The 20,749-nt window shown below is 65.3% G+C and carries 22 protein-coding genes; 9 read left to right on the top strand and 13 right to left on the bottom strand.

Annotated elements, in window-relative coordinates; translation table 11 throughout:
- The first annotated feature begins 18 nt into the window (after nucleotides 1-18).
- Nucleotides 19-513 carry an SsrA-binding protein SmpB gene (gene smpB / locus H0O21_RS04345; RefSeq protein ID WP_131455634.1) on the top strand — a complete coding sequence of 165 codons (495 nt, stop codon included), beginning with the start codon at nucleotides 19-21 and terminating at the stop codon, nucleotides 511-513.
- Between the two features lie 7 nt (nucleotides 514-520).
- Here the strand turns inward: smpB and H0O21_RS04340 are convergent, their stop codons facing one another.
- Nucleotides 521-2,593 (bottom strand): protein kinase, encoded by a 2,073-nt coding sequence (locus H0O21_RS04340; protein WP_185190521.1) that lies wholly within the window; start codon nucleotides 2,591-2,593, stop codon nucleotides 521-523.
- A 93-nt stretch (nucleotides 2,594-2,686) separates the two neighbouring features.
- Between H0O21_RS04340 and egtB the strand changes: the two genes are divergently transcribed.
- From egtB to H0O21_RS04320, 4 genes are read left to right on the top strand one after another with little or no spacing between them, the layout of a single operon-like run.
- A complete protein-coding gene (gene egtB / locus H0O21_RS04335; RefSeq protein ID WP_185190520.1) occupies nucleotides 2,687-3,919 on the top strand; it encodes an ergothioneine biosynthesis protein EgtB in 1,233 nt (410 codons plus the stop codon).
- An 8-nt stretch (nucleotides 3,920-3,927) separates the two neighbouring features.
- Complete coding sequence (gene egtD / locus H0O21_RS04330; protein ID WP_255441128.1) at nucleotides 3,928-4,923, top strand: L-histidine N(alpha)-methyltransferase; 996 nt, start codon at nucleotides 3,928-3,930, stop codon at nucleotides 4,921-4,923.
- 28 nt (nucleotides 4,924-4,951) lie between these two features.
- On the top strand, nucleotides 4,952-5,191 hold the full coding sequence (locus tag H0O21_RS04325) for a hercynine metabolism small protein (protein ID WP_185190519.1): 240 nt from the start codon (nucleotides 4,952-4,954) through the stop codon (nucleotides 5,189-5,191).
- On the top strand, nucleotides 5,191-5,676 hold the full coding sequence (locus tag H0O21_RS04320; RefSeq protein ID WP_185190518.1) for a hercynine metabolism protein: 486 nt from the start codon (nucleotides 5,191-5,193) through the stop codon (nucleotides 5,674-5,676). The genes H0O21_RS04325 and H0O21_RS04320 overlap by 1 nt, the downstream gene beginning before the upstream one ends.
- A gap of 4 nt (nucleotides 5,677-5,680) precedes the next feature.
- Here the strand turns inward: H0O21_RS04320 and H0O21_RS04315 are convergent, their stop codons facing one another.
- The 8 genes from H0O21_RS04315 to H0O21_RS04280 form a co-directional block, all read right to left on the bottom strand.
- On the bottom strand, nucleotides 5,681-5,944 hold the full coding sequence (locus H0O21_RS04315; RefSeq protein WP_131455631.1) for a hypothetical protein: 264 nt from the start codon (nucleotides 5,942-5,944) through the stop codon (nucleotides 5,681-5,683).
- Between the two features lie 45 nt (nucleotides 5,945-5,989).
- The gene (gene lysS, locus H0O21_RS04310; protein ID WP_185190517.1) at nucleotides 5,990-7,483 is read right to left on the bottom strand and encodes a lysine--tRNA ligase; all 1,494 of its coding nucleotides are present in this window, start codon (nucleotides 7,481-7,483) and stop codon (nucleotides 5,990-5,992) included.
- Nucleotides 7,484-7,551: 68 nt separating this feature from the next.
- Nucleotides 7,552-7,809 (bottom strand): hypothetical protein, encoded by a 258-nt coding sequence (locus H0O21_RS04305; protein ID WP_185190516.1) that lies wholly within the window; start codon nucleotides 7,807-7,809, stop codon nucleotides 7,552-7,554.
- 115 nt (nucleotides 7,810-7,924) lie between these two features.
- Nucleotides 7,925-8,695 carry a response regulator transcription factor RpaB gene (rpaB, locus tag H0O21_RS04300; RefSeq protein WP_131455629.1) on the bottom strand — a complete coding sequence of 257 codons (771 nt, stop codon included), beginning with the start codon at nucleotides 8,693-8,695 and terminating at the stop codon, nucleotides 7,925-7,927.
- A gap of 111 nt (nucleotides 8,696-8,806) precedes the next feature.
- Nucleotides 8,807-10,126: a sugar ABC transporter substrate-binding protein gene (locus H0O21_RS04295; RefSeq protein WP_185190515.1), complete on the bottom strand. Its 1,320-nt coding sequence runs from the start codon at nucleotides 10,124-10,126 to the stop codon at nucleotides 8,807-8,809.
- Between the two features lie 4 nt (nucleotides 10,127-10,130).
- Complete coding sequence (locus tag H0O21_RS04290) at nucleotides 10,131-10,637, bottom strand: rod shape-determining protein MreD (RefSeq protein ID WP_185190514.1); 507 nt, start codon at nucleotides 10,635-10,637, stop codon at nucleotides 10,131-10,133.
- Entirely contained in the window at nucleotides 10,637-11,383 is a 747-nt protein-coding gene (mreC, locus tag H0O21_RS04285; protein ID WP_185190513.1) for a rod shape-determining protein MreC, read from the bottom strand. The genes H0O21_RS04290 and mreC overlap by 1 nt, the downstream gene beginning before the upstream one ends.
- Before the next feature lie 4 nt (nucleotides 11,384-11,387).
- Nucleotides 11,388-12,440 carry a rod shape-determining protein gene (locus H0O21_RS04280; RefSeq protein WP_185190512.1) on the bottom strand — a complete coding sequence of 351 codons (1,053 nt, stop codon included), beginning with the start codon at nucleotides 12,438-12,440 and terminating at the stop codon, nucleotides 11,388-11,390.
- 164 nt (nucleotides 12,441-12,604) lie between these two features.
- Here H0O21_RS04280 and H0O21_RS04275 point away from each other — a divergent pair, with 164 nt between their 5' ends.
- The gene (locus H0O21_RS04275; protein WP_131455624.1) at nucleotides 12,605-12,982 is read left to right on the top strand and encodes a single-stranded DNA-binding protein; all 378 of its coding nucleotides are present in this window, start codon (nucleotides 12,605-12,607) and stop codon (nucleotides 12,980-12,982) included.
- A 107-nt stretch (nucleotides 12,983-13,089) separates the two neighbouring features.
- Here the strand turns inward: H0O21_RS04275 and H0O21_RS04270 are convergent, their stop codons facing one another.
- Together H0O21_RS04270 and ahcY are read right to left on the bottom strand one after the other, a co-directional pair.
- Entirely contained in the window at nucleotides 13,090-13,749 is a 660-nt protein-coding gene (locus H0O21_RS04270) for a DedA family protein (protein ID WP_185190511.1), read from the bottom strand.
- 60 nt (nucleotides 13,750-13,809) lie between these two features.
- On the bottom strand, nucleotides 13,810-15,240 hold the full coding sequence (gene ahcY, locus H0O21_RS04265) for an adenosylhomocysteinase (protein WP_185190510.1): 1,431 nt from the start codon (nucleotides 15,238-15,240) through the stop codon (nucleotides 13,810-13,812).
- A 24-nt stretch (nucleotides 15,241-15,264) separates the two neighbouring features.
- Between ahcY and tsaE the strand changes: the two genes are divergently transcribed.
- The gene (gene tsaE / locus H0O21_RS04260; RefSeq protein ID WP_185190509.1) at nucleotides 15,265-15,795 is read left to right on the top strand and encodes a tRNA (adenosine(37)-N6)-threonylcarbamoyltransferase complex ATPase subunit type 1 TsaE; all 531 of its coding nucleotides are present in this window, start codon (nucleotides 15,265-15,267) and stop codon (nucleotides 15,793-15,795) included.
- Here the strand turns inward: tsaE and H0O21_RS04255 are convergent.
- Both H0O21_RS04255 and mutT read right to left on the bottom strand, forming a co-directional pair.
- Nucleotides 15,768-16,814, bottom strand: coding sequence for a carbohydrate kinase (locus H0O21_RS04255; RefSeq protein WP_185190508.1), 1,047 nt, complete (start codon nucleotides 16,812-16,814; stop codon nucleotides 15,768-15,770). The two genes, tsaE and H0O21_RS04255, sit on opposite strands and share 28 nt — an antisense overlap.
- 138 nt (nucleotides 16,815-16,952) lie before the next feature.
- Nucleotides 16,953-18,185 carry an 8-oxo-dGTP diphosphatase MutT gene (gene mutT / locus H0O21_RS04250; protein WP_255441127.1) on the bottom strand — a complete coding sequence of 411 codons (1,233 nt, stop codon included), beginning with the start codon at nucleotides 18,183-18,185 and terminating at the stop codon, nucleotides 16,953-16,955.
- A gap of 102 nt (nucleotides 18,186-18,287) precedes the next feature.
- Between mutT and H0O21_RS04245 the strand changes: the two genes are divergently transcribed.
- Together H0O21_RS04245 and bioA are read left to right on the top strand one after the other, a co-directional pair.
- Nucleotides 18,288-19,427 (top strand): glycosyltransferase family 1 protein, encoded by a 1,140-nt coding sequence (locus tag H0O21_RS04245; RefSeq protein WP_255441126.1) that lies wholly within the window; start codon nucleotides 18,288-18,290, stop codon nucleotides 19,425-19,427.
- A 10-nt stretch (nucleotides 19,428-19,437) separates the two neighbouring features.
- Nucleotides 19,438-20,739, top strand: coding sequence for an adenosylmethionine--8-amino-7-oxononanoate transaminase (bioA, locus tag H0O21_RS04240; RefSeq protein ID WP_185190506.1), 1,302 nt, complete (start codon nucleotides 19,438-19,440; stop codon nucleotides 20,737-20,739).
- The last annotated feature ends 10 nt before the right edge of the window (nucleotides 20,740-20,749 follow it).

Here is a 20,749-nt window from a genome sequence, read left to right as displayed (position 1 = left end):
GAGATCCAAGGCAGCCGGATGGCGAAAGGCGGAGGCAAGAAGGGGGCAGCAGCCAGGGCAGCGGCGAATCGCCTGCTGGCCGATAACCGCCTGGCGCGCCATCAATACGAAATCCTGGAAACCCTGGAAACCGGCATCGAGCTGGTGGGCACGGAGGTGAAATCGGTGCGGGCCGGCCAGGCCAACCTGCGGGATGGCTTCTGCCTCATCCGCAACGGTGAGCTGCAGCTGCACAACGTGCACATCTCACCCCACACCCACGCCAGTGGCTACTACAACCACGACCCCCTGCGGGTGCGCAAACTGTTGGCCCACAGGCGCGAGATCGACAAGTTGCGGGGCCAGCTTGACCAGAAGGGCCTGGCCCTGATCCCCCTGAACATGCATCTCAAGGGCTCGTGGATCAAGTTGACGATCGGACTGGGCAAGGGCCGCAAGCTGCACGACAAACGAGCGGCCGAAAAGGAAAAGCAGGTGAAAAAAGAAACCCGCGCAGCACTATCCCGTTACTGAATCGTTACTAGTTAGTGACGCCACCGTCCCCTTGGGCTGCTCCTGCCGCTGGGGGTGGTGCCAGCGGCGCCTCCGGCGGCTTGGCCGCCCCGGCCGGCTTCGGCCCCGGGGGGTCAGCCATGCCATCCACCGCACCCGTGGCACCGGTCGCCGGATCTGGAATCGGATTCGGGTCCACCTCCGGCAAAGGCGTTGGGGCGGGTCGATCAGCCCGACACGAGAGCGTGAGCAAACCCGAAGAGACCCCTTCATTGGTCACCAGCACCTGCACGGGCGAGCCCGCTTCAGGCGTGAGGGTCACCACCCGCAGCGGGCCCCGGGCCGCGACCACCTCACCATCGGCGCCGTAGACGGTCATCTGCATCAGGGGGGTGCCGTTGATGCCCAGCACCAGGCGGCGGCCCGCCGGCACCTGAATCGCAATCAAGCGCGCCCCACCGGATGGCACACGACTGGAGAGCACCGTGGGCGCACCGGGGCGAGCCGTGAGCTTCTCGATGCGCACATCACCCAGCCCGCGCATGGCGGCGGCATACCAGAGCTGCAGGTAAGGCTCAGGGGGCTTGCTACCGCTCACCACGCCGGGCAGAAGGTTCTGGGCTGAAGCACTCACCAGCTGCTCCACCACCCGGGGATTCACCCCCTGCTTCGTGAGCGCCTCCCGCTGCTTCTGCCAATCCGCACCCTTGAGCTGGCCAAGCCGGGCCCGCAGATCGGGCGGCAACTGCTCCACCCGGGCCAGCCACTCCTCCGCCAGCTCATTCCAGACCCGGCGCAGAGGAGCATCCTCGAGGGAATCAGTCGGCAGGCGCCCGTTCCGCTCGGGGAAGCGGGCCAGCAGGCTGGCATCCACCAGCTGCAGAAACCAGCTGCGGTCAACCTGAAGGGCACGCAGGCGACTGAGCAGCTGCTGACGCTGATCCACCTCCGCCGGCGGCAAGCTGGCACTCGGGGCCCGGCCCACCAGATCACGATCCGTGGAGGGGGCACCATCCGGGCTGCGACCACGACTGAGCAGGAACCAGCCGATGGCCGTGCCCAGCACCGCCGAAACGAGGAGCGCGCCGACCACCGGCCAGAGACGCCCTTCGGCGGCCCTTTGACGCTCCTCGGCGCTGGGGCGACTCCGTACTGAAACAGCCTGATCGCCTGGCTGCGATTGGGCTGAAGCGTCTGGAACCATGGCGAGGGAAGGCAACGCAGGTGTGGGATCTGGAACGGGCGCAGAAACAGGCGCCGCCGGCGCCAGCACCACCGTGCGTTCCGAGAGCGCCTGGGGACCAGTGGATTCGGGCATGACCACAGCCTGCAGCGCCTGCAGCGCCTCGCGGGCCTGCTCGAAACGCTCCCCGGGCCGTTCGCTGAGCAGCCGCTCAAGGACCGCGCGATAGGGGGGCTCCAGATTCAAGCTCTCGGGAATGCGCCAGGCGCTGGCAGCAGCACCGTCAGGCCCCAGCAACTGTTCCGGGGGCCGACCGCTGAGAAGACTCAGGGCCGTGACACCCAAGCCATGGAGATCCATCCAGGCGGCAGCCGCTTCACCGCGGCCCTGGGCCCTGGGGGCATAGCCGGCCGTTGCGCCGGTCAGTGGGCGCAGACCGGCCTGCTGCAGCAGGCCGAAATCCAGCAGCACGGGCAGACCGTCCTGATCCCGGCGTAGCAGGTTGCCGGGGTTGAGATCGCCATGCACCAAGTCGCGGCCATGCAGCACCGCCAGGGGTGGCAGCAGCTGGCGCAGCAGCAAGAGCACCTCCCCGGGACCGAACACCAGCTGGCGCTCAGAGCGTTGGCGCTGGATCTGACTCAGGCTCTGCCCCTCCTGCCACTCACGCACCAGCCAGAGGGCTCCCTCCTCCTCCAGCAGGCCACCGAAGCGAGGAATCTGGGGATGAAGCACCGCCTGCATCGCAGGCCAGATCGCCCGGAAGCGCTCCTGGGCAGCAGGGTCACGCAGTTCGCGCAACGCCACAGGGGACTCGCCGGCGAGCAAATCAGCGGCGCGCCAGAGCACTCCCTGGGCGGCGGCGCTCAGTTGCTGATCGATCCGATAGCGCTCCGCGAGCACAGATCCGATCTCCATCGTTCCAGCCGCAGTGGGCCGATGGTAGGGGCCCAGCGCCACCTGCACCGCAATTGATCCGCACCTAGGGTCTGCCGCAGTCGCCCGCATGGGATGGTCCTCAGCACGCAGCAGCCCCTGCTGTCTCGCCTGCTGACGGTGCGCCGCACCAGCGAAGCGCTGATCGCCCCCCTCGAACCGGAGGATCTCTGCCTGCAGGGCATGGCCGATGCCAGCCCACCCAAATGGCACCTGGCACACACCACCTGGTTCTTCGAAACCTTCGTGCTCGGGCCGTTTCAGCCAGATCACCGCCCGGCTGATCCCCGCTGGGGCTACTTGTTCAATTCCTATTACGAGACCGTCGGTCCCCGACAACCCAGGCCCCAGCGCGGCCTTCTCAGCCGACCGGGGATCGCCGAGGTGCTCGCCTGGCGCCGGCGGGTCGATGCCTCTCTGGAGCAACTGTTCAGCGCTGGCGAGGATCGCCGTTGGAGCGGCCTCGTGGAGCTCGGACTCCAGCACGAGCAGCAGCACCAGGAACTGCTGCTGATGGACCTGCTCGATGGCTTCAGTCGCCAGCCCCTGGAGCCCTGCTACCGCAGCGACTGGGAGGAGGCGAAGGAAGCACCCGGCAGCGAGCGCCGCTGGCTGGAACATCCCGGAGGCCTGGTCGAGATCGGCCAAGGCTCGCATCACGACAGCTTGCATCTCGACAGCGCAAATCTCGACAGCTTCCATTTCGACAATGAGGGGCCGCGCCACCGGGTCTGGCTGGAGCCGTTCGCGCTCGCGGACCGGTTGGTGACCAATGCCGACTACCAGCAGTTCATCGCCGACGGTGGCTACCAGCGGCCGGAGCTATGGATGAGCGAAGGCTGGAGCCTGTGCCAAACGAAAGCATGGCAAGCCCCTCGCTACTGGCGCCGGGAGGGCCCTGAAGCACCCTGGCAATGGGAATTCACCCTGGCGGGCCGGCAACCCCTGCAACCGCAACGCCCTGTCAGGCACATCAGCTGGTTCGAAGCGGATGCCTATGCCCGCTGGGCCGGTGCCCGCCTGCCGAGCGAAGCGGAGTGGGAGCTGAGCGCCCGCGAGCGCAGCGATGAGCTCCTTCAAGCCACAGGAGACCTCTGGCAATGGACCGCCAGCCCCTACCGCCCCTATCCGGGCTTCCAGCCGGCGGCCGGGGCCGTGGGGGAATACAACGGCAAGTTCATGACCTCCCAATTCGTGCTGCGGGGCAGCAGCCGCCTGACTCCCGAGGGTCACAGCCGTCTCACCTACCGGAACTTCTTCCCGCCGGCGAGCCGCTGGATGGCCGCCGGCCTGCGCCTGGCCAGGTAAGCAGCCAGATGACCAGCCAGATGACCAGTCAGATGAATCTCCCGAGACCTCCCGCGATCGAGCTGATCGACCTCCATCCCCCCGCCGCCGACATGCGCCAGCTGGTGCGCGATGGCATGGCGCGCCAACCACGCCAGCTGCCGGCTTGGTTCCTCTACGACGCCGAAGGCTCCAAGCTCTTTGACCGGATCTGCGAACAACCGGAATACGGGCTCACCCGCACCGAAATCAACCTGCTGGAGTGCAAGGCCCTCGAGATCGCTGCAGCCCTCGGTGATGGCGTGATCGTGGAGTTCGGGGCCGGCAGTGCCCGCAAGGTGGGCCCCCTGCTGAAGGCCCTGCAGCCACCGGCTTACGTCGCCCTCGACATCAGCGCCGACCATCTCCAGCAGGCGATCACCAAGCTGCAACAAGCCCATCCGACGGTGGCCATGCTCGGCATCTGCTGTGACCACAGCCAACTGGAGACCCTGCCTGACCATCCCTTGCTGCGGGGCCAACGACGGCTGGGGTTCTTCCCCGGCAGCTCCCTGGGCAATTTCAACCGCCAGGACGCGGAGGAGCTGCTGCGGCGCTTCCGGAGGATCCTGGCCGGCGGCCCCCTGCTGCTGGGCCTTGATCACCCCAAGCCGGCGTCGGTACTGGAGGCGGCCTATGACGATGCCGCCGGGGTGTCGGCTGCCTTTGCCCGCAATCTGCTCCATCGCCTCAACCAGGATCTGCAGGCCGACTTCGATCCCCAACGCTTCCGCTACCAGGCCCACTGGCAACCGGAGGCCAGTCGCGTGGAGATGGCCCTGATCAGCCGCTGCCCCCAACAGGTCTCCATTGCCGATGAGCACTGGAGCTTCGACGACGGTGAAGCGCTGGTGACCGAATACAGCGTGAAGTACAGCCCTGTGATGGCGATCGAGCTGGCCGCAGAGGCGGGATGGCGCTGCGCACGCCGTTGGCATGACCCCGACGACAGCCTCTCTCTGCACCTGCTGGAGGCGGCAGACTGACCATCAGTCACCGAGCACCGCTGCCGCCATGAGCCGTGAGGAGCAACGCCGCACCATCCGCCAGCAGCGGGAATCCCTGATCGATGAACTGGAAGCGCTCTATCGGCAGGCCTTCGAGCGACTCAGCGAGCTGGAGGTTGGGGAAGGATCGGTGGCTCGGCTCACCCAGCTGCTGCTGCGCTCCCGTGATGGAGCGATCACCCCGCTGCAGCAGGAGATCGAAGCCCCGTTGATCACCAAAGCCCCCGATGGGCAGGGCGACGGCTGATGGCCCCCACCTGGCTGGATCAGCTTGAGCGCAACCTCGAGGAACGCCTCAATGCCTTTCTGCGCTCCAATCCCCAGCAGGAGCAACTACTGCGCGAACAGCATCTGCGTGATCGTCAGCAGGATCTCCAGCGTCGGCGCGCTCAGCTCCAGGAGCAGGCGGAGGAGCACCGCCGCCTGCTCCTGGCCCTCGCCTCAGAGGTGCGCGACTGGCAGGCCCGCTGCAGCCGGGCTCGCGCAGCTGGCGCCAAGGATCTGGCTGGACGGGCTGAGGCCCATGTGCAGAGCCTGATGGACCAGGGCCGGCAGCTGTGGGGAGAACTGGAGGGCCTGGGTCAACAATTTCAGGACCTGAACACCCAGCTCAGCCAGCTCCAGCAAAGGGCTGCAAAACAGCAACAGGGCCGCAGCCTCGAAGAAGACTGGGCCCTGTTTGAAGCAAAGCAAGAATTGGAGGAGCTGAGGCGCCGTCAGGGCTTCAGCTGATGGATCAGGCCTTGGGAGCCGGGGGCACCAGGCTCACGTTCTCGGGGGGTGGAGTGGGATCGGGATCGGCGATCAGCATGTGCTGGAGCACGATCTCGGGGCGTTCACTGTCGCGCCAGCGGATTCGGTAAGCGGGCATCTTGGTGCCACGGCTGGTGGTCTGCTCGACCGGCTCCATCACCCAACCGCGGCGAGAACGCCCCTGGGGATTGCGCTTGACCACCGCATCGGCGTGTTTGAAGCGGAAACCTACGCGCTCGCCACTCATGGGAAGAGGACCCTGCCACTGGGTCTAATTATCCACGTTGATGGTTCAGGGCTCTGTACGGGTTTCTGCACGGACTTCTGGGCGCATGAGCGGGAAGGCGATCACATCACGGATCGAGGGGCTATCGGTAAGCAGCATCACCAGGCGATCGATGCCGATCCCGAGGCCACCCGTGGGGGGCATCCCCACCTCGAGAGCCTGAAGGAAATCCTCATCCACCCCATGGGCCTCATCGTCACCAGCCGCCCGCCGGGCCTGCTGATCCTCGAGACGCTGTCGCTGGTCGAGGGGATCGATGAGCTCACTGAAGGCATTGGCGGTCTCCCGGCCGACGATGAACAGCTCAAAGCGCTCCACCAGCCCTGGCTTGCTGCGGTGCTTGCGTGCCAGCGGCGAAATCTCCACCGGGTAGTCGGTCACAAAGGTGGGCTGAATCAGCTCCGCCTCCACCCGTTGCTCAAAGGCCTCATTCAGCAAACGGCCCACGCTGTCGGCTTTTTCAGGCACCTCCAGACCAGCGGCCTCCATCGCCGCTGCTGCTGAGGCGCGATCAGCAAAGGCGTTGAAGTCGAGACCGGTGGCCTCCTGCACCAGCTCATGCATGGTGGCGCGCCGCCAGGGGGGGGTCAGATCCACCTCCGTGTCCTGGTAGGTGATGCGGGTACCGCCGCAGATCTGCTCAGCCACCGAGGCGATCAGCTGCTCGGTGAGATCCATCATGTCGGTGTAATCGGCATAGGCCTGATACACCTCCACCGAGGTGAACTCGGGGTTGTGGCGGGTACTGACGCCTTCGTTGCGGAAGATGCGCCCCAGCTCATAGACCCGCTCGAAGCCCCCCACCACGAGTCGCTTGAGATGAAGCTCCGTGGCGATCCGCAGGTAAAGGGGCAGGTCGAGGGTGTTGTGGTGGGTGATGAACGGACGCGCCTCGGCACCGCCGGCCTCCGCCTGCAGCACCGGCGTTTCAATTTCCAAAAAGGCGCGTTCATCGAGCCAGCGCCGGATCGCACTCACCATCAGGGCGCGGCGCCGGAAGGTCTCCCGCGACTGGGGGCTGACGATCAGATCAAGGTAGCGCTGCCGGTAGCGCTTCTCCACGTCCGCCAGGCCGTGCCACTTGTCCGGGAGAGGCTGGAGAGCCTTGGTGAGCATCTGCCAGTCGCTCACCTTCACCGACAGCTCGCCCCGGTCGGTGCGGCGCAGGCTGCCGCGTACACCAATCAGATCACCCGCATCCACCAAGGTGGTGAGCTGGCTGAATGATTCACCCAGACTGGCCTTCTCCAGATAGAGCTGAATCGAACCGGTTTCGTCCGCGAGGGTAAAAAAGGCGAGCTTGCCCATCACCCGACGGGTCATCACCCGACCGGCGACCGCCACCTCGAGCTGCCGCTCCTCTCCATTGGGCAGATCGGCATGGTCAGCCTGGAGCTGATCGGTGCGATGGCTCGGCTCGAAACGCAGGGCGTAGGGCTCCTGGCCGAGCTCGCGCAGGGCGTTGGCCTTCTCCAGACGGGTCTCGCGCAGTTCAGACACAAATGTGGGATCGCCTGGGCGCCATCTTGATCGATGACGCCCTCTGAGCATCCTGAGGAATCAACGACTCAAGATTCCGGGCAACCCCCTTCTCGTGCGAGACGACGCACTTTTTCAGGATCAAAACCAACCTGCACCTTGGAAGCCAGAGCATCGCGCCTAGCTGAAAGCTTGGCGATGGCTTCTTCAGGCTTGATAGAGCAGCTCTTGACCTGCTCAAAAATGCCCGCCTTCTCCATGCGCCATTCTGATCGCGGATCCTGGGTGGAGCAGGACACCAAAAGCATTGCTGCCAAAGAAGACAACAAGAGAGTGGGGTATCTCATTGAAGGAGTGAGAAAAGGATTCCGGAAGTGAAATCCGATCAAATCCTGGGATGGGATGGAAATCCACGTCAATCCCCTCGAAGCCTGATGGCTGCCAATGCGCTGCAGCAGTGGTTCAGGCGTTGACAGCGGCGGGCAGATCACCCATGCGCTGGGAGGCGTAACCGATCCCGCGCACGGTGAGGATCAGTTCCGGATTGCGGGGATCGGGCTCGAGCTTGCCGCGGAGGCGGGCGACGTAGACATCCACCACACGCAGATCGGCAGCGCGGCGAGGGGGATACCCCCAGAGCTGCTCGAGGATCTCGGCCCGGGGCACCACGCGTCCGGGCTCACGGAACAGCAGCTCCAGCAGGCTGAACTCCGTATAGGTGAGGGAAATGCGCTCGCTGCCGCGCGTGACCTGACGACGGTTGGTATCCACCACCAAATCACCGACCCGCAGCACCCCCTGACCAACGGGCACATCCCTCGGCTCCGCGGCAGCCGACCCCCGACCAACCCGACGGAGGATCGAGGCGATCCGCGCCTCAAGCTCCTTGGGACTGAACGGTTTGGGCAGATAATCGTCGGCACCGAGATCAAGACCGGCTACCCGCTCGGAGATCGCCTCCAGCGCAGACAGGAAAATGATCGGCACGCAGGATTCGGCCCGCAGCCGACGGCACACCGCAAAGCCATCAAGCTTCGGGAGCATCACATCGAGCACCACCAGATCGGGGCTGTCCTTGTGAAAACGCTCGAGAGCTTCCTCGCCGTCTTCGGCGCAAATCACCTGGTAGCCGGCCAATTGCAGGCGCATGACCAGCACGCGCCGAACGGCAGGTTCGTCATCCACCACGAGGATCGTGGCCTTCGGAGCAGTGGATGGCCCGGGCTCGGGCATGCGAACGCTGCATCAGGAGCCGCAACCCTACCGTTCAGCCCAAACAGAACACGAGCCAAGGGATCATGCCGCCCCAAGGCTTTTGATTCTTTTAAGGATTAAGACCTCTGCTCAGGGCCAACGGGCCTCGGCGTAGCGATTCCACTGCCGGGCCGCCTCGGTCACCGCCTGATCGCTGCTGATCTGGCCGAGCATCGCCCGCTGGAGCTGCGTGTAGATGATGGCCTGCAGGCGCTTGATGCCGGGGCTCGCTGGCACCAGCACCCGGGCTCGCTCCAGGGTGCGGGCCGACAGCAAGCGGGCCTGGCGGATCTGGGCCTCCTGGCCATTCGCCGGTCGCTCGGCCTCCAGCTCCCTGAGCACCTGCTGCAGGGCAGCGCGCGAGGAGGGAAGCACCCGGGCCTCCCGGGCGAAACGGGTTTGATTAGGAGCGTTGGTCAGGAAAAGAGCCAGGTTCGCTGCCTGCTGAGGGCGACTGCTCTGACGGGGCACCGCCAGGGTCATCAAGGCGACATTGGCGGTGCCATCCGCACCGGTGAGGGGTGGGGAGGGTTCGGTGCGGGCGGCGATGCCGGGGGCATTGGTTTGGATGCTGCGCAGAAACTCAGCGCCACTGGCCAGCACCGCCAGCTCACCGCTCTGATAGAGCTCAATCGCTCGCCGCTGCCCCTGGCTCACCACCTCGCGAGGCAGCAGGCCTTCCCTGTAGAGATCACTCCAGAAGGCAAAGGCACGTCGCCCCTCCGGGGTGTTGAAAGCAGCCCGCTGCCGGTCATCCAGCAGGGTCACCCCCATCTGCACCATCGATTCGAGCAGCTCAGCGGAGTCGTCGGGAACCACGGTCACAAACAGGCCATAGCGACCTGTGGTGCGGCGGATCCGACGCGCAAAGGCCGGCAGCTCCTGCCAACGCCGGGGCGGCTGCTCTAGGCCTGCCTGCTGAAGCAAGCCACGGTTCACCAGGCTCAGGCGCACAGTGAGATACCAGGGCACAGCGATCTGGCCCGCCTGGGGATCCCTCGCCGCCTGCCAGACCGAGGGCAGGTAGCGCTCCGCCGCTCCCGCGGGCAGCAAGGGCGTGAGATCCGTCAGGCCGCCCTTACTGGCGAGGTTGGCTGCAAAGGGCGGATTCAGATTCACCACATCCGGCGCGGTACGCGCGAACACAGCAGCCAGCAGCTTGCGCTCCACCGAGCCCCAGGGCAGATCTGTCCAGCGCACGGGGTCCTTGGGATGGGCCCGGTCCCAGGCATCGATCACCCCATCCATGTAGGGGTTGAATTTGGGTGCCAGCTGGAGGGTCCAGAGCTGGAGCGGTCCCTGCGGCGCCAGATCCGAGCGCTGGGCCGGCCGGCAGCCCCAACCGATGAGGACCGATCCGGTCAGGATCAGGCCGGTGAACAGGGTTCGGAAGCGAGGCGCTTTGAGCATCAGATCAGGCCGGCGCACGTCGACGCCAGATCAGCAGTTGCCACGACGCCAGCATCGGCGCCAGCAGGGCGGTGATCAACGCCTGCAGCAAGCACTGGCGCCAGGCCCAGTGCTGAAAGAGCGGTGCATCGAGACCCGAAAGCAGGCGCCCTTGCTGCCAGAGACTGAGACCGAGCAGCATGGTGCCAATCCAGGCGAGCAGGCCGAGATTGAGGCTGCGTTCGATCGGTCGGCCCCGCCGCCCGAGCCGCCCCCACCACCAGCCGAGCAGCATCAGCACCGGCAGCTGGGTGAGGCCACCGCCCCCGAGTCCATCGAGCACCAGCCCAAGACCGGCCGCTGCGATCGTCCCGGACACCGGACCATCCACCAGCGACCAGGGCAGCAACCAGAGAATCGACCAACTGGGGGCCACCCCTGAGAGGGTCAGCCAGCCGGGTGTCGCCAGGGTGAGCAAGGGCACCAAGAGCGCAGACGCGACACAGATCGGCTGTTGGTGAAGGCGTGCCATCAGCGGGTCTGCACCTGCACCCAGTCGATGGCCTCAGGAGACGCCACCAACTGCACCAGGGCCTCCGGTGCCGGAACAGCCCGCCCATTGATCGACTGAATCACCGCCACTGGCAGGTTGGGGGGCAACAGAGTGCTGGCGGGGGAGGTGCTCACCAGATCACCCGGGCGCGCCTTCACATCCTTGTCGAGAAAGCGCAGTTGGGGATGGCTAGTGCCCAGTCCCACCAGAAGACCGTGTTGCTGAGTGCGAGGCACCCAGACGCCCACCTGGCTGCCCGGTGCGGTCAGCAGCCGCACCCTGGACGTCGCAGGGGTGACGCTCTGCACGCGGCCCAGCAGTCCACCGGGCCCCATCACCGCATCACCAGGGGCGATCCCTGCAGCGGATCCCTGCCCCAGCTCCAGCTGCTGCCACCAACCCTCCGTGCGCCGGGAGATCACCGCCGCAGAAACCCGCTTGTCCTTCTCGCTGTTGCGGTCGAGATCCAGCAAACCGCGCAGGCGATCGTTGTCCTGCTGGAGTAACTGCAGGCGAGCCTGAAGCTCAAGGTTGCCAGAGGATTGCAGCCACTCCCGCTGGGCTGACCCTGGCCAGAAGGGCCGGCTCAGCAGAGCGTAGGCATCAGAGAAGGCCGCACCCTTGCTCCAGCGCACGGCAGCAAGGGCAGCGATCAGAGCAAGCCAGGGCCAGAGACGCCGCCAACTGCGCAGGCGGGTGCCCATCGGCCACTGGGAGGAACCCATGGGCTCAGGCCGTCACTGAGTTGCGAACGAATTCGGGGGTGTCGAGCACGCGCTGCAGACGCTTGTAGTCCTCCAGCACCTGGCCGCAACCATTGACCACACACAGCAGGGGGTCTTCGGCGATGTGGGTGAAGATTCCCGTTTCGTGGCTGATCAGATCGCTGATCCCACGCACGAGAGCGCCGCCACCGGCCAGCATGATGCCGCGATCGACGATATCGGCGGCGAGCTCAGGCGGGGTGCGCTCAAGGGTCCGCTTCACGGCTTCCACGATCACGTTGAGCGGTTCGGCAATTGCTTCGCGCAGGTCGCCGGCCCGAAGCTGGATCGTCCGGGGCAGTCCGGAGAGCAGGTGCAGACCGCGCACATCCATGACGGTCTGGTCGAAGTCGTTGTCGGGGAATGCCGAGCCAATCCGGATCTTGATGTCTTCAGCGGTGCGCTCACCAACCACGAGGTTGTGAACCTTCTTGAGGTACACCCCAATCGCATCGCTGATCTCGTCGCCCGCAACGCGCACGGATTCGCTCAGAACGGTACCGCCAAGGCTCAGCACCGCCACTTCGGTGGTGCCACCACCGATATCAACAATCATGGTGCCCACCGGTTCGGTCACCGGCAGACCGGCGCCAATGGCCGCAGCCACGGGCTCATCGATCAGGTGCACTTCGCGAGCACCGGCCAAACCGGCCTCCCGCACAGCACGGCGCTCCACGCCGGTGACGCCGCTGGGGATGCCCACCACCAACCGGGGCGCGACGATGCCACGACCTTCATTGCCCTTCTGGATGAAGCTCTTGAGCATCTGCTCAGCAGCATCAAAGTCAGCGATCACCCCGTCCTTGAGGGGACGAACAGCCTTGATATTCCCGGGGGTGCGGCCCAGCATCAGTTTCGCCTCATCACCCACCGCCAGGGGCACGCCACGCTCGAGATCAAGGGCCACCACGGAGGGCTCCTGCAGCACGATGCCGCGGCCGGAGACGTAGATCAGCGTGTTGGCCGTGCCGAGGTCGATCCCGATGTCGCGGGACAGCTGGAAACGACGGAAAAGCACCTTGGAACGGCTCAGGTCGGCGAATCATAGGGGCAGTTGAGCGGCCGTTCAGCCCCTGTCCTGATACAAGCGGCCCCGAGGGTGGAACTTCTAAAAAGCAGCCAGGGCAGCCGTCACAGATGGCCGCTTTGGCGCATCATTGACCCAACACACAGGAGACATTCATGGGCGTCAATTCCGTCACCTTGGTCGGCCGCGCTGGCCGCGACCCCGAGGTGCGTTACTTCGAATCCGGAAGCATGGTGGCCAACCTCACCATGGCCGTGAACCGCCGCAGCCGCGACGACGAGCCGGATTGGTTCAACCTCGAGATCTGGGGCAAGCAGGCCCAGGTCGCCGCTGATTACGTCAAGAAAGGATCCCTGCTAGGAATCATCGGCAGCTTCAAGCTCGACCGCTGGACCGACCGCAACAGCGGCGAGGAGCGCAGCAAGCCCGTGGTACGGGTGGATCGCCTCGAGCTGCTGGGTTCCAAGCGCGACAGCGAGGGAGCGTCAGGTGGCTTCGGCGGCAGTCCCAGCGAAGAGGAAGTGCCCTTCTGAGCTGAGCAAGGGGCAGAGGCATCCAGCTTTGGGACTCCGCATCTGCCCCTTGACCAGGTCATCGAGCTCAGTTTCAACCTGCTCAGATCATTGGCTCAGTGGCCGGATCAGTCGGCGGCATTGCGGCGGCGCCAGATCCTCAGGCCGAGCCAAATGGCGGCCGCCAACAGGGCGATCACCAGCACCACCTTGATCACCTTCGAGACAGGGTCGATCCAGAGCTCCACGTTGCTGTAGCTCTCCCCCAGGGCAACCCCAGCCAGGGTGAGCAGCAGGGTCCAAATCAAGCTGCCGGCGGTGGTCCAGATCAGGAACGGTGCCATCGGCATCAGCTCGATTCCGGCTGGCACCGAGATCAAGGTGCGGATCCCGGGCACAAGGCGTCCCCAGAACACCAGGGCAGTGCCGTAGCGGCCAAACCAGCGACGACTGCGAGCTAATTCTTCTGGGCTGATGCCGATCCAGCGGCCGTGGCGGCTGAGCCACTGCTCGATCCGCTCTTCATTGATCAGACGGCCAATGCCGTACCAAGGCAACGCCCCGAGCACGGTGCCAATCAGGCCCGCCAGCACGACCGGGATCAATTGCAGCTGGCCCTGCTGCACGTAAAAGCCCCCCAGGGGCATGATCAGCTCAGAGGGAATCGGTGGGAAGAGATTCTCGAGAAACATCGCCGCAAAGATGGCGGCATACCCGGCCCAGGGGTTGGCCTCCACGGCCTGACCGATCCAGTCCGGCAGCTGGGTGACGAATTCAGAAAGCCCCATGGAGCCCGCGCACGTTGGCGCAAGTCTTCCATGGGGCGGGAACAGCGCTGATCGCAGGGATCAGTAGCGGTAGTGGTCAGGCTTGTAGGGACCTTCCACAGGCACATTGATGTAGTCGGCCTGGTCCTTGCTCAGCTCGGTGAGCTTGGCGCCGATACGGTCGAGGTGCAGGCGGGCGACCATCTCATCGAGGTGCTTGGGCAGCACGTACACCTGCTTGTCGTACTCATTCCCCTTGGTGAAGAGTTCGATCTGAGCCAGCACCTGGTTGGTGAAGGAGTTACTCATCACAAAGCTGGGGTGACCCGTGGCGCATCCCAGGTTCACCAGTCGGCCTTCGGCGAGAAGGATGATCCGGTTGCCGCTGGGCAGGCTGATGTGATCGACCTGGGGCTTGATGTTGTCCCACTCGTACTGCTTCAGGGAGGCCACATCGATCTCATTGTCGAAGTGACCGATGTTGCAAACGATCGCCTCGTTCTTCATCTTGACCAGGTGCTCATGGCGGATCACCTGGTAGTTGCCGGTGGCGGTCACGAAGATGTCCATCTGATCGACGACGTCCTCGAGGCGGACCACGCGATAGCCCTCCATTGCCGCCTGCAGGGCACAGATCGGATCGACCTCAGCAATGCAGACGGTGGCCCCAAGGCCGCGCAGGGACTGGGCAGACCCCTTGCCCACATCGCCGTAGCCCATGACCAGGGCCTGTTTGCCGGCCACCATCACGTCGGTGGCGCGCTTGATGGAGTCGACCAGCGACTCACGGCAGCCATAGAGGTTGTCGAACTTGCTCTTGGTGACCGAGTCGTTGACGTTGATGGCGGGGAAGGGCAGTTCGCCGCTCTTCTGCATCTTGTAGAGACGGGCCACGCCGGTGGTGGTCTCTTCAGTCACACCTTGGATCTGCGCCTTGGTGCGGCTGTAGAAGCTGGGATCTTCGGCAAGCTTCTTCTTGATTGAAGCGAACAGGAAGGTCTCCTCCTCATTGGAGGGGTTGTCGAGCACACTGCTGTCTTGCTCGGCCTTGCTGCCCAACATCACCAGACCGGTGGCATCACCACCGTCGTCCAGGATCATGTTGGGGGAACCGCCGTCGCCCCAGGCAAGGATGCGATGGGTGTAATCCCAATACTCCTCAAGGGTCTCGCCCTTCACAGCGAAGACGGGGATGCCACGGGCGGCCATGGCGGCAGCAGCGTGATCCTGGGTGGAGAAGATGTTGCAGGAAGCCCAGCGCACCTCGGCGCCCAGCTCGACCAGAGTTTCGATCAGAACGGCGGTCTGGATCGTCATGTGCAGGGAGCCGGCGATGCGGGCACCCTTCAGGGGCTTCTCGCTGCCGTATTTCTCGCGCAAGGCCATCAGACCGGGCATCTCGGTCTCGGCGATGTCGAGCTCCTTGCGCCCGAACGCGGCCTGGTTGATGTCCGCAATGATGTAGTCAGCGGCGACCTGCAGGCCGGTCGTTGCCGTGGGTGTTGCCACCATGAGTTAAAGCTCCCTGGGGAGAACGTGGACGGGAATCTCTGCAGAGTCGCCGAGGCTTCGGGCTCGCCAGACCCTCAATCTACAGATGGCACCTGGATCCTCGAAGACCTGGAAGCCACCCGCGCCCTCGGCCTCGCCTTGGCAAGGCGTCTACCGGCTCGATCGCTGCTGCTGTTGCAGGGCCCGCTTGGCGCTGGCAAAACCTCGCTGGTGCAGGGTCTGGCGGCCGGCCTGGGCATCGAGGAACCGATCACCAGCCCCACCTTCGCCCTCGCCCAGCACTACCCCAAAGGCACCCCGCCGCTGGTGCATCTCGATCTCTATCGGTTGGAGCTCCCCAGCGCCGCCGATGACCTGTTTCTGCAGGAGGAAGAGGAGGCGACTGCCATGGGTGCCCTGCTGGTGGTGGAGTGGCCCGAGCGGCTGAGCCTCGCCCTGCCTGACGCCTGGCGGTTGGAGCTCAGCCACCGGCAGGGTGTGGGTGCACAAGCTGAGGGGCGACTGGCGCAGCTATGCAAGCCGGTCGTTCAGGCGGAGACTGGAGCGGGCGCCTGAGCCAGAAAAGCCTCCACATCAGCCGCTGAGGGCTGGGGGTCGATCCCTCCAGCCCCGGCGCACACGAGCGCACCACAGGCTGCTGCATACCGCACCACCTGCTCCACCACGGCCCCATGGAGCGCCAGGGGCTGCCCAACAGCCGGGGTCAAGCGCACCAGCTGATGCAACAGGCCTGCGGTGAAGGCATCGCCGGCACCGGTGGTGTCCACCACACGAGGAGGCGCCAGCACCGGCATCGCTCCTGTGTGACCGGCAATGCACCAGCGCACGGGATCGCCGCCGTCGGTGACCACCACATCGGGGCGTTGGGGCAGCGAAGCGCTGATCAGCGCAGGATCAGCACTGCTGAAGAGCCAGTCGGCCTCCTCCCGCGCCAGTTTGAGCAGCGCTGCCCGCTCCAGCAGGGGAGCCATGGCCGCCAGGGCATTCGGATCAGGGCCCGCAGCCGGGGAAGCGGAGGGATCCCAGAAGGTGGGCCGCCAGTTCACATCAAGGGCGATGCGCACATGATCGCGATTGGCCTGAGCCACAGCTGCTTGCAGGGCCGCGGCCGATGCCTCGCTCGCCAAGGGGATGGTGCCAATCAACAACCAGCGCAAGGCCGAAGCCAGGGGTGCCCAGGCCACCTCAAGGGGGGCTCGATCCAAGGCCTGGTCGGCGAAACCGTCACCGTGATCGCCGGCGAACCCCTGAAACACACGCTCGCCATCGCTGTATCGGCGCACGAGCACCACCCGAGTCGGCCGCTGCGGATCCCACTGCAGACCGCGCAGATCCACATGACGATCCTGAAGCAATTCATGGAAGCTGGCGCCGATCGCGTCATCACCGAGCCGGCCAACGAAGGCAACGGGCGTGCCCAGCCGTGCCAGGGCGCAAGCCACATTTGCAGGAGCACCACCCAGCCGGTCATCGCAGTCTTCAGGGCCAGCGCTGGAGAGATCGCCACCGGGGGGACCGAGTCGATCCACCAGGGCCTCACCGAGACAAAGCACCTGCGGCGACGACTCAGCCATGGATGGAAGAGAGCGATAGGACGAAGAGATTCCTGCAGCTTGGCCAGAGAGCAGCCAACTGCCAACAGCTCTTTTCACTCAACAGCTACTTGCGATCCACAGCTACTTGCGATCAACAAGCATTGGCGATTAACAGCCTTAGCTCGCCTGGGGCAGATCGACGGAAGAGTCTGGGCTGGAGTCTGCGATGGAGTCGGCCGCAGAGCTGCCAAGGCGCTCCTGGAGGGCCGCGATGATCCGCGTATTGGCGGCAGGGAAGGGATAGGCGTCGAGGTCTTCAGGCCGCACCCAACGCACCTGCTGACTGGCCAGGGGCTGCGGTTCGCCTGAGTTCCAACGGCAGAGATGCACCTCAAAGCGCAGCTTTTTGTGGCTGTAGGCATGCTCGAGGCTGATCAGAGACTCACCCACCTCCACCTCAATCGCCAGCTCCTCGCGCAGCTCCCGACTGATGGTGTGCTCAATGGCCTCGCCCGGTTCCTGCTTGCCGCCGGGAAACTCCCAAAGCCCCCCGAGCAATCCCTCGTTGAGCCGTTGATCAATCAGCACCTCGCCGGCATCGTTGAGCACGACGCCTACACCGATCACCTGAAAGGGAAGGGAGCGGGAGGGTTCGGCCACAGGAAAGGCATCAGGCGTGCCGGAAGCGTAAGCAGCGCAGCGGTCCTGCCAGGGGCAGCGGCCGCAGGCTGGATTGCGCGGCGTGCAGAGGGTGGCGCCCAGATCCATCAGAGCCTGATTGCAATCGCGGGCGCGACCTGGCGCGGCGGCAATCAGCGCCTCACTCCACCGCCAGAACTGAGCCTGTGACCGCATCGGAGGGCGCGGATGGGCCTGCAGGCGCGCCAGCACCCGGCGCACATTGCCATCAAGAATTGCCAGGGGGCTGTTGAAGGCCGAGGAGAGAATGCCGCCGGCGGTGCTGCGACCGATGCCGGGCAGCGCCAGCCAGGTTTCCAGCTCCTGGGGCCAGGCAGCGGGATCCGCGGAAGCTACGGAGCCAGGCCGGCCGGCCGTGATCTGCTCCTGCATCTGCCGGGCCGCGGCCAGCAGCCGCCGGGCACGGGAGTAGTAGCCCAGGCCCTGCCACTGCAGCAGCACCGCCTGCTCATCTGCAGCGGCCAGGGCCTTGAGCGAAGGGAAGGCCGCCATCCATCGCTGCCAGTAGGGCAACACCACCTGCAGCTGGGTCTGCTGCAACATCACCTCGGCGATCCAGATGCCGTAGGGATCGAGCGCCTGATCGGGCAAGGGCCAGGAGCGTTCGATCGTGACCATCCAGGGTTTGGTCTCCGGCGCGCGCCGACCGTGCTGCTGCCACCACTGGAGCAGAGCCGCAGCGAGCTGCCGGTCAGCGATGGTGTGCTCCACAGCGGCGGATCTGAAGCGAAGAGTTGGAGATCGATTGTGCCCGTCTGATCGGCTGGCAATCTCCGCCGTTGCCATCGCGCAACGCAAGGCTCCCTGACCCCCATGGGACGCTGGATGTGTCCCCACTCAGCCCTTAAGGGATTGACTCTGCTGATCAATCTGCTCTCGTGGCTGCCCGGCCATTCCGGCTTCGGGAGCTATGTCCAGAGGGTCGTTCCAGGGCTGGAGGGCTGGAGGCTGCAGCTTGATGGAAGCGGGCAGGGCTGCCTGATCGACCGCGATACCTGGCAGCCAGAGCCGCCCCCCCAGGCACCCGGTCGTCTGATGCGCCTCCTCCAGCGCTATGGCATGACCCAGCACGGCCTCGATCTACCGGCGCTGCTCCAGGGAAGTGGGTTCCATGGAGAACTGCCCGAACTGATCTATTCCCCCTTTTTTGATGCGCTGCTCTGCTGGCCACAGCTCCCTCAGCTGATCACCTGCCATGACCTGACACCCCTCACCTGTCCCAACAGCCGCAAGGCCTGGCTCAAGTACCGCTTTTGGCAGCCGCGTCATCTGCGCTGTGCCACCAGGGTGATCGCGATCAGCCGGCATGTGGCCGATCAACTGATCAGCTTCGGCCTGCCAGCCGAGCGGATCCGAGTGGTTGCCAATGGCATCCGCGTGCAACGACCGGTGCTACCAGCCCCCCAGAGCGCCGACCTGGTGGTACTGGCACGCCACGATGCCAACAAGAACCTGCCAGCACTGCTGCGGGCGCTGGCGGGGGTGCAACGGCAGCTCCCCCACTGGCAGGGCCGGGTGCGAATCATCGGCAGGGATGGCCCCGACAGTCAACGTTTGCGCAAGGGATTGAGGGCTCTGCCTCAACCCGAGCGGGTGGAGCTGATCCGATCGCTTCCGCCGGAGGCACTGATCCAGACCCTGAGGGGCAGCCTGGCCCTCATCTCTGCGTCGAAGGAGGAGGGCTTTGATTACCCCGTTCTCGAGGCCAAGGCGGAAGGGCTGCCCACCCTGATCAGCGACATCCCCGTGCATCGGGAATTTCATCAAGGGTCATCCCTGTTCTTTCCGGTGAACGACGATGGAACCGTGCTGGCTGGTGCCATCAATCAGCTACTGCGCGATCCCACCAGCTGGCGCGACCTCTCCGGCGCTGGCCGAGACCTGGCCCACTCGTTCTCTGTGGAGCAGCAGGTTGGTGCGATTCAACAGCTGATCAACGACCTCCGCGCCTGAGATCTCATTCATGGCCTGGCATCCCCATCTCTGGCACCCCACCACCCAGGTGGCCTTGCACCCTGAGCCTCTTCGGGTGCGTTGCGCCAAGGGCTGCCTGCTGACGCTCGACGACAGCACTCCCCTGGAGGGCTCTCCCTCAAGCAGCCGTGAACTGATCGACGCCATCAGCAGCTGGTGGGTCACCCTGCACGGCCATGGCGAGCCGACGATCGCCGCCGCCATTGCCGATCAGGCCACGCAGCTGGAGCAGGTGATCTTCGCCAACTTCAGCCACGCGCCCGCCGAACAGCTCGCCAGCCGCCTCGCCGCCCACACCGGTCTTGATCGGCTCTTCTTCTCCGACAACGGCTCCACGGCCGTCGAAGTGGCGCTCAAGATCGCCTGGCAGTGGTGGCGCAACCAGGGCAGCGAGCGCCGTCAGCTGATCGCTTTTGAAGGGGCCTATCACGGCGACACCTTTGGAGCGATGGCCCTCGGTGATCGCTCGGTGTTCACCGACCCCTACGACAGCCTGCTCTTCGACGTCTGCCGCATCCCCTGGCCCCACACCCACTGGGGCGATGCCACGGTGGAGGGGCGGGAGCAGGTCGCACTCGCAGCCCTCGACCAGGCCCTGACGACGCCAACAGCAGCGCTGATCGTCGAGCCCCTGATCCAGGGAGCCTCCGGCATGCGTCTGGTGCGTCCTGAATTCCTCAGGGCCGTCGCCGCCCGCTTGCGTGACTGCGGCGCCCTGCTGATCGCCGATGAAGTGATGACCGGCTTCGGCCGCACCGGCGCCCTGTTCGCCTCCCAGCTGGCGGGGATCCAACCGGATCTGATCGCCCTCTCCAAAGGGCTCACCGGCGGCTTCCTGCCCATGGGGGGCACGATGGCCAGCGAACGCCTGTATCAGGGCTTCATCAGCACGGAACCGACTCACACCTTCTTCCACGGCCACAGCTTCACGGCCAATCCCCTGGGTTGTGCCGCCGCCCTCGCCAGCCTGGATCTGCTCGAGGCCAACCCAGAGGCCTTCAGCGGCTTCGAGGCCCGCCACCGCAAGCATCTAGAGCACCTGCAAGAGCGAAAGGCCGTGCAGCGGCTGCGTTGCCTGGGCACCATGGCCGCCTTCGATCTGGCTGTTGGTGACACCGATTACCTCAACCCCGTGGGCCGGCAACTTCAACGCCATTGCCTGGAGCGGGGGGTGTATCTGCGGCCCCTCGGCAACGTCGTCTACCTGCTGCCGCCGCTCTGCATCAGCGATGCGCAATTGGCCTGCTGCTACGGGGCGATCGACGCTGCGATTGACGCGGTCACAAACTGACCACAACACC

This window comes from Synechococcus sp. HK01-R (assembly GCF_014217855.1).
Lineage (GTDB): Bacteria > Cyanobacteriota > Cyanobacteriia > PCC-6307 > Cyanobiaceae > Synechococcus_C.
This window is presented reverse-complemented; position numbering and strand designations above follow the sequence as displayed.

What these genes read in the sequence shown, in the direction of transcription:
- bioA (WP_185190506.1), top strand. Translation starts at nt 19,438, where the DNA reads ATGGCCTGGCATCCCCATCTCTGGCACCCCACCACCCAGGTGGCCTTG.
- H0O21_RS04290 (WP_185190514.1), bottom strand. Translation starts at nt 10,637, where the DNA reads ATGGCACGCCTTCACCAACAGCCGATCTGTGTCGCGTCTGCGCTCTTG.
- ahcY (WP_185190510.1), bottom strand. Translation starts at nt 15,240, where the DNA reads ATGGTGGCAACACCCACGGCAACGACCGGCCTGCAGGTCGCCGCTGAC.
- H0O21_RS04315 (WP_131455631.1), bottom strand. Translation starts at nt 5,944, where the DNA reads ATGAGTGGCGAGCGCGTAGGTTTCCGCTTCAAACACGCCGATGCGGTG.
- H0O21_RS04305 (WP_185190516.1), bottom strand. Translation starts at nt 7,809, where the DNA reads ATGAGATACCCCACTCTCTTGTTGTCTTCTTTGGCAGCAATGCTTTTG.
- H0O21_RS04270 (WP_185190511.1), bottom strand. Translation starts at nt 13,749, where the DNA reads ATGGGGCTTTCTGAATTCGTCACCCAGCTGCCGGACTGGATCGGTCAG.
- H0O21_RS04295 (WP_185190515.1), bottom strand. Translation starts at nt 10,126, where the DNA reads ATGCTCAAAGCGCCTCGCTTCCGAACCCTGTTCACCGGCCTGATCCTG.
- H0O21_RS04325 (WP_185190519.1), top strand. Translation starts at nt 4,952, where the DNA reads ATGAGCCGTGAGGAGCAACGCCGCACCATCCGCCAGCAGCGGGAATCC.
- H0O21_RS04340 (WP_185190521.1), bottom strand. Translation starts at nt 2,593, where the DNA reads ATGGAGATCGGATCTGTGCTCGCGGAGCGCTATCGGATCGATCAGCAA.
- H0O21_RS04255 (WP_185190508.1), bottom strand. Translation starts at nt 16,814, where the DNA reads ATGGCTGAGTCGTCGCCGCAGGTGCTTTGTCTCGGTGAGGCCCTGGTG.
- smpB (WP_131455634.1), top strand. Translation starts at nt 19, where the DNA reads ATGGCGAAAGGCGGAGGCAAGAAGGGGGCAGCAGCCAGGGCAGCGGCG.
- H0O21_RS04245 (WP_255441126.1), top strand. Translation starts at nt 18,288, where the DNA reads ATGGGACGCTGGATGTGTCCCCACTCAGCCCTTAAGGGATTGACTCTG.
- rpaB (WP_131455629.1), bottom strand. Translation starts at nt 8,695, where the DNA reads ATGCCCGAGCCCGGGCCATCCACTGCTCCGAAGGCCACGATCCTCGTG.
- egtD (WP_255441128.1), top strand. Translation starts at nt 3,928, where the DNA reads ATGACCAGCCAGATGACCAGTCAGATGAATCTCCCGAGACCTCCCGCG.
- egtB (WP_185190520.1), top strand. Translation starts at nt 2,687, where the DNA reads ATGGTCCTCAGCACGCAGCAGCCCCTGCTGTCTCGCCTGCTGACGGTG.
- H0O21_RS04320 (WP_185190518.1), top strand. Translation starts at nt 5,191, where the DNA reads ATGGCCCCCACCTGGCTGGATCAGCTTGAGCGCAACCTCGAGGAACGC.
- mreC (WP_185190513.1), bottom strand. Translation starts at nt 11,383, where the DNA reads ATGGGTTCCTCCCAGTGGCCGATGGGCACCCGCCTGCGCAGTTGGCGG.
- H0O21_RS04275 (WP_131455624.1), top strand. Translation starts at nt 12,605, where the DNA reads ATGGGCGTCAATTCCGTCACCTTGGTCGGCCGCGCTGGCCGCGACCCC.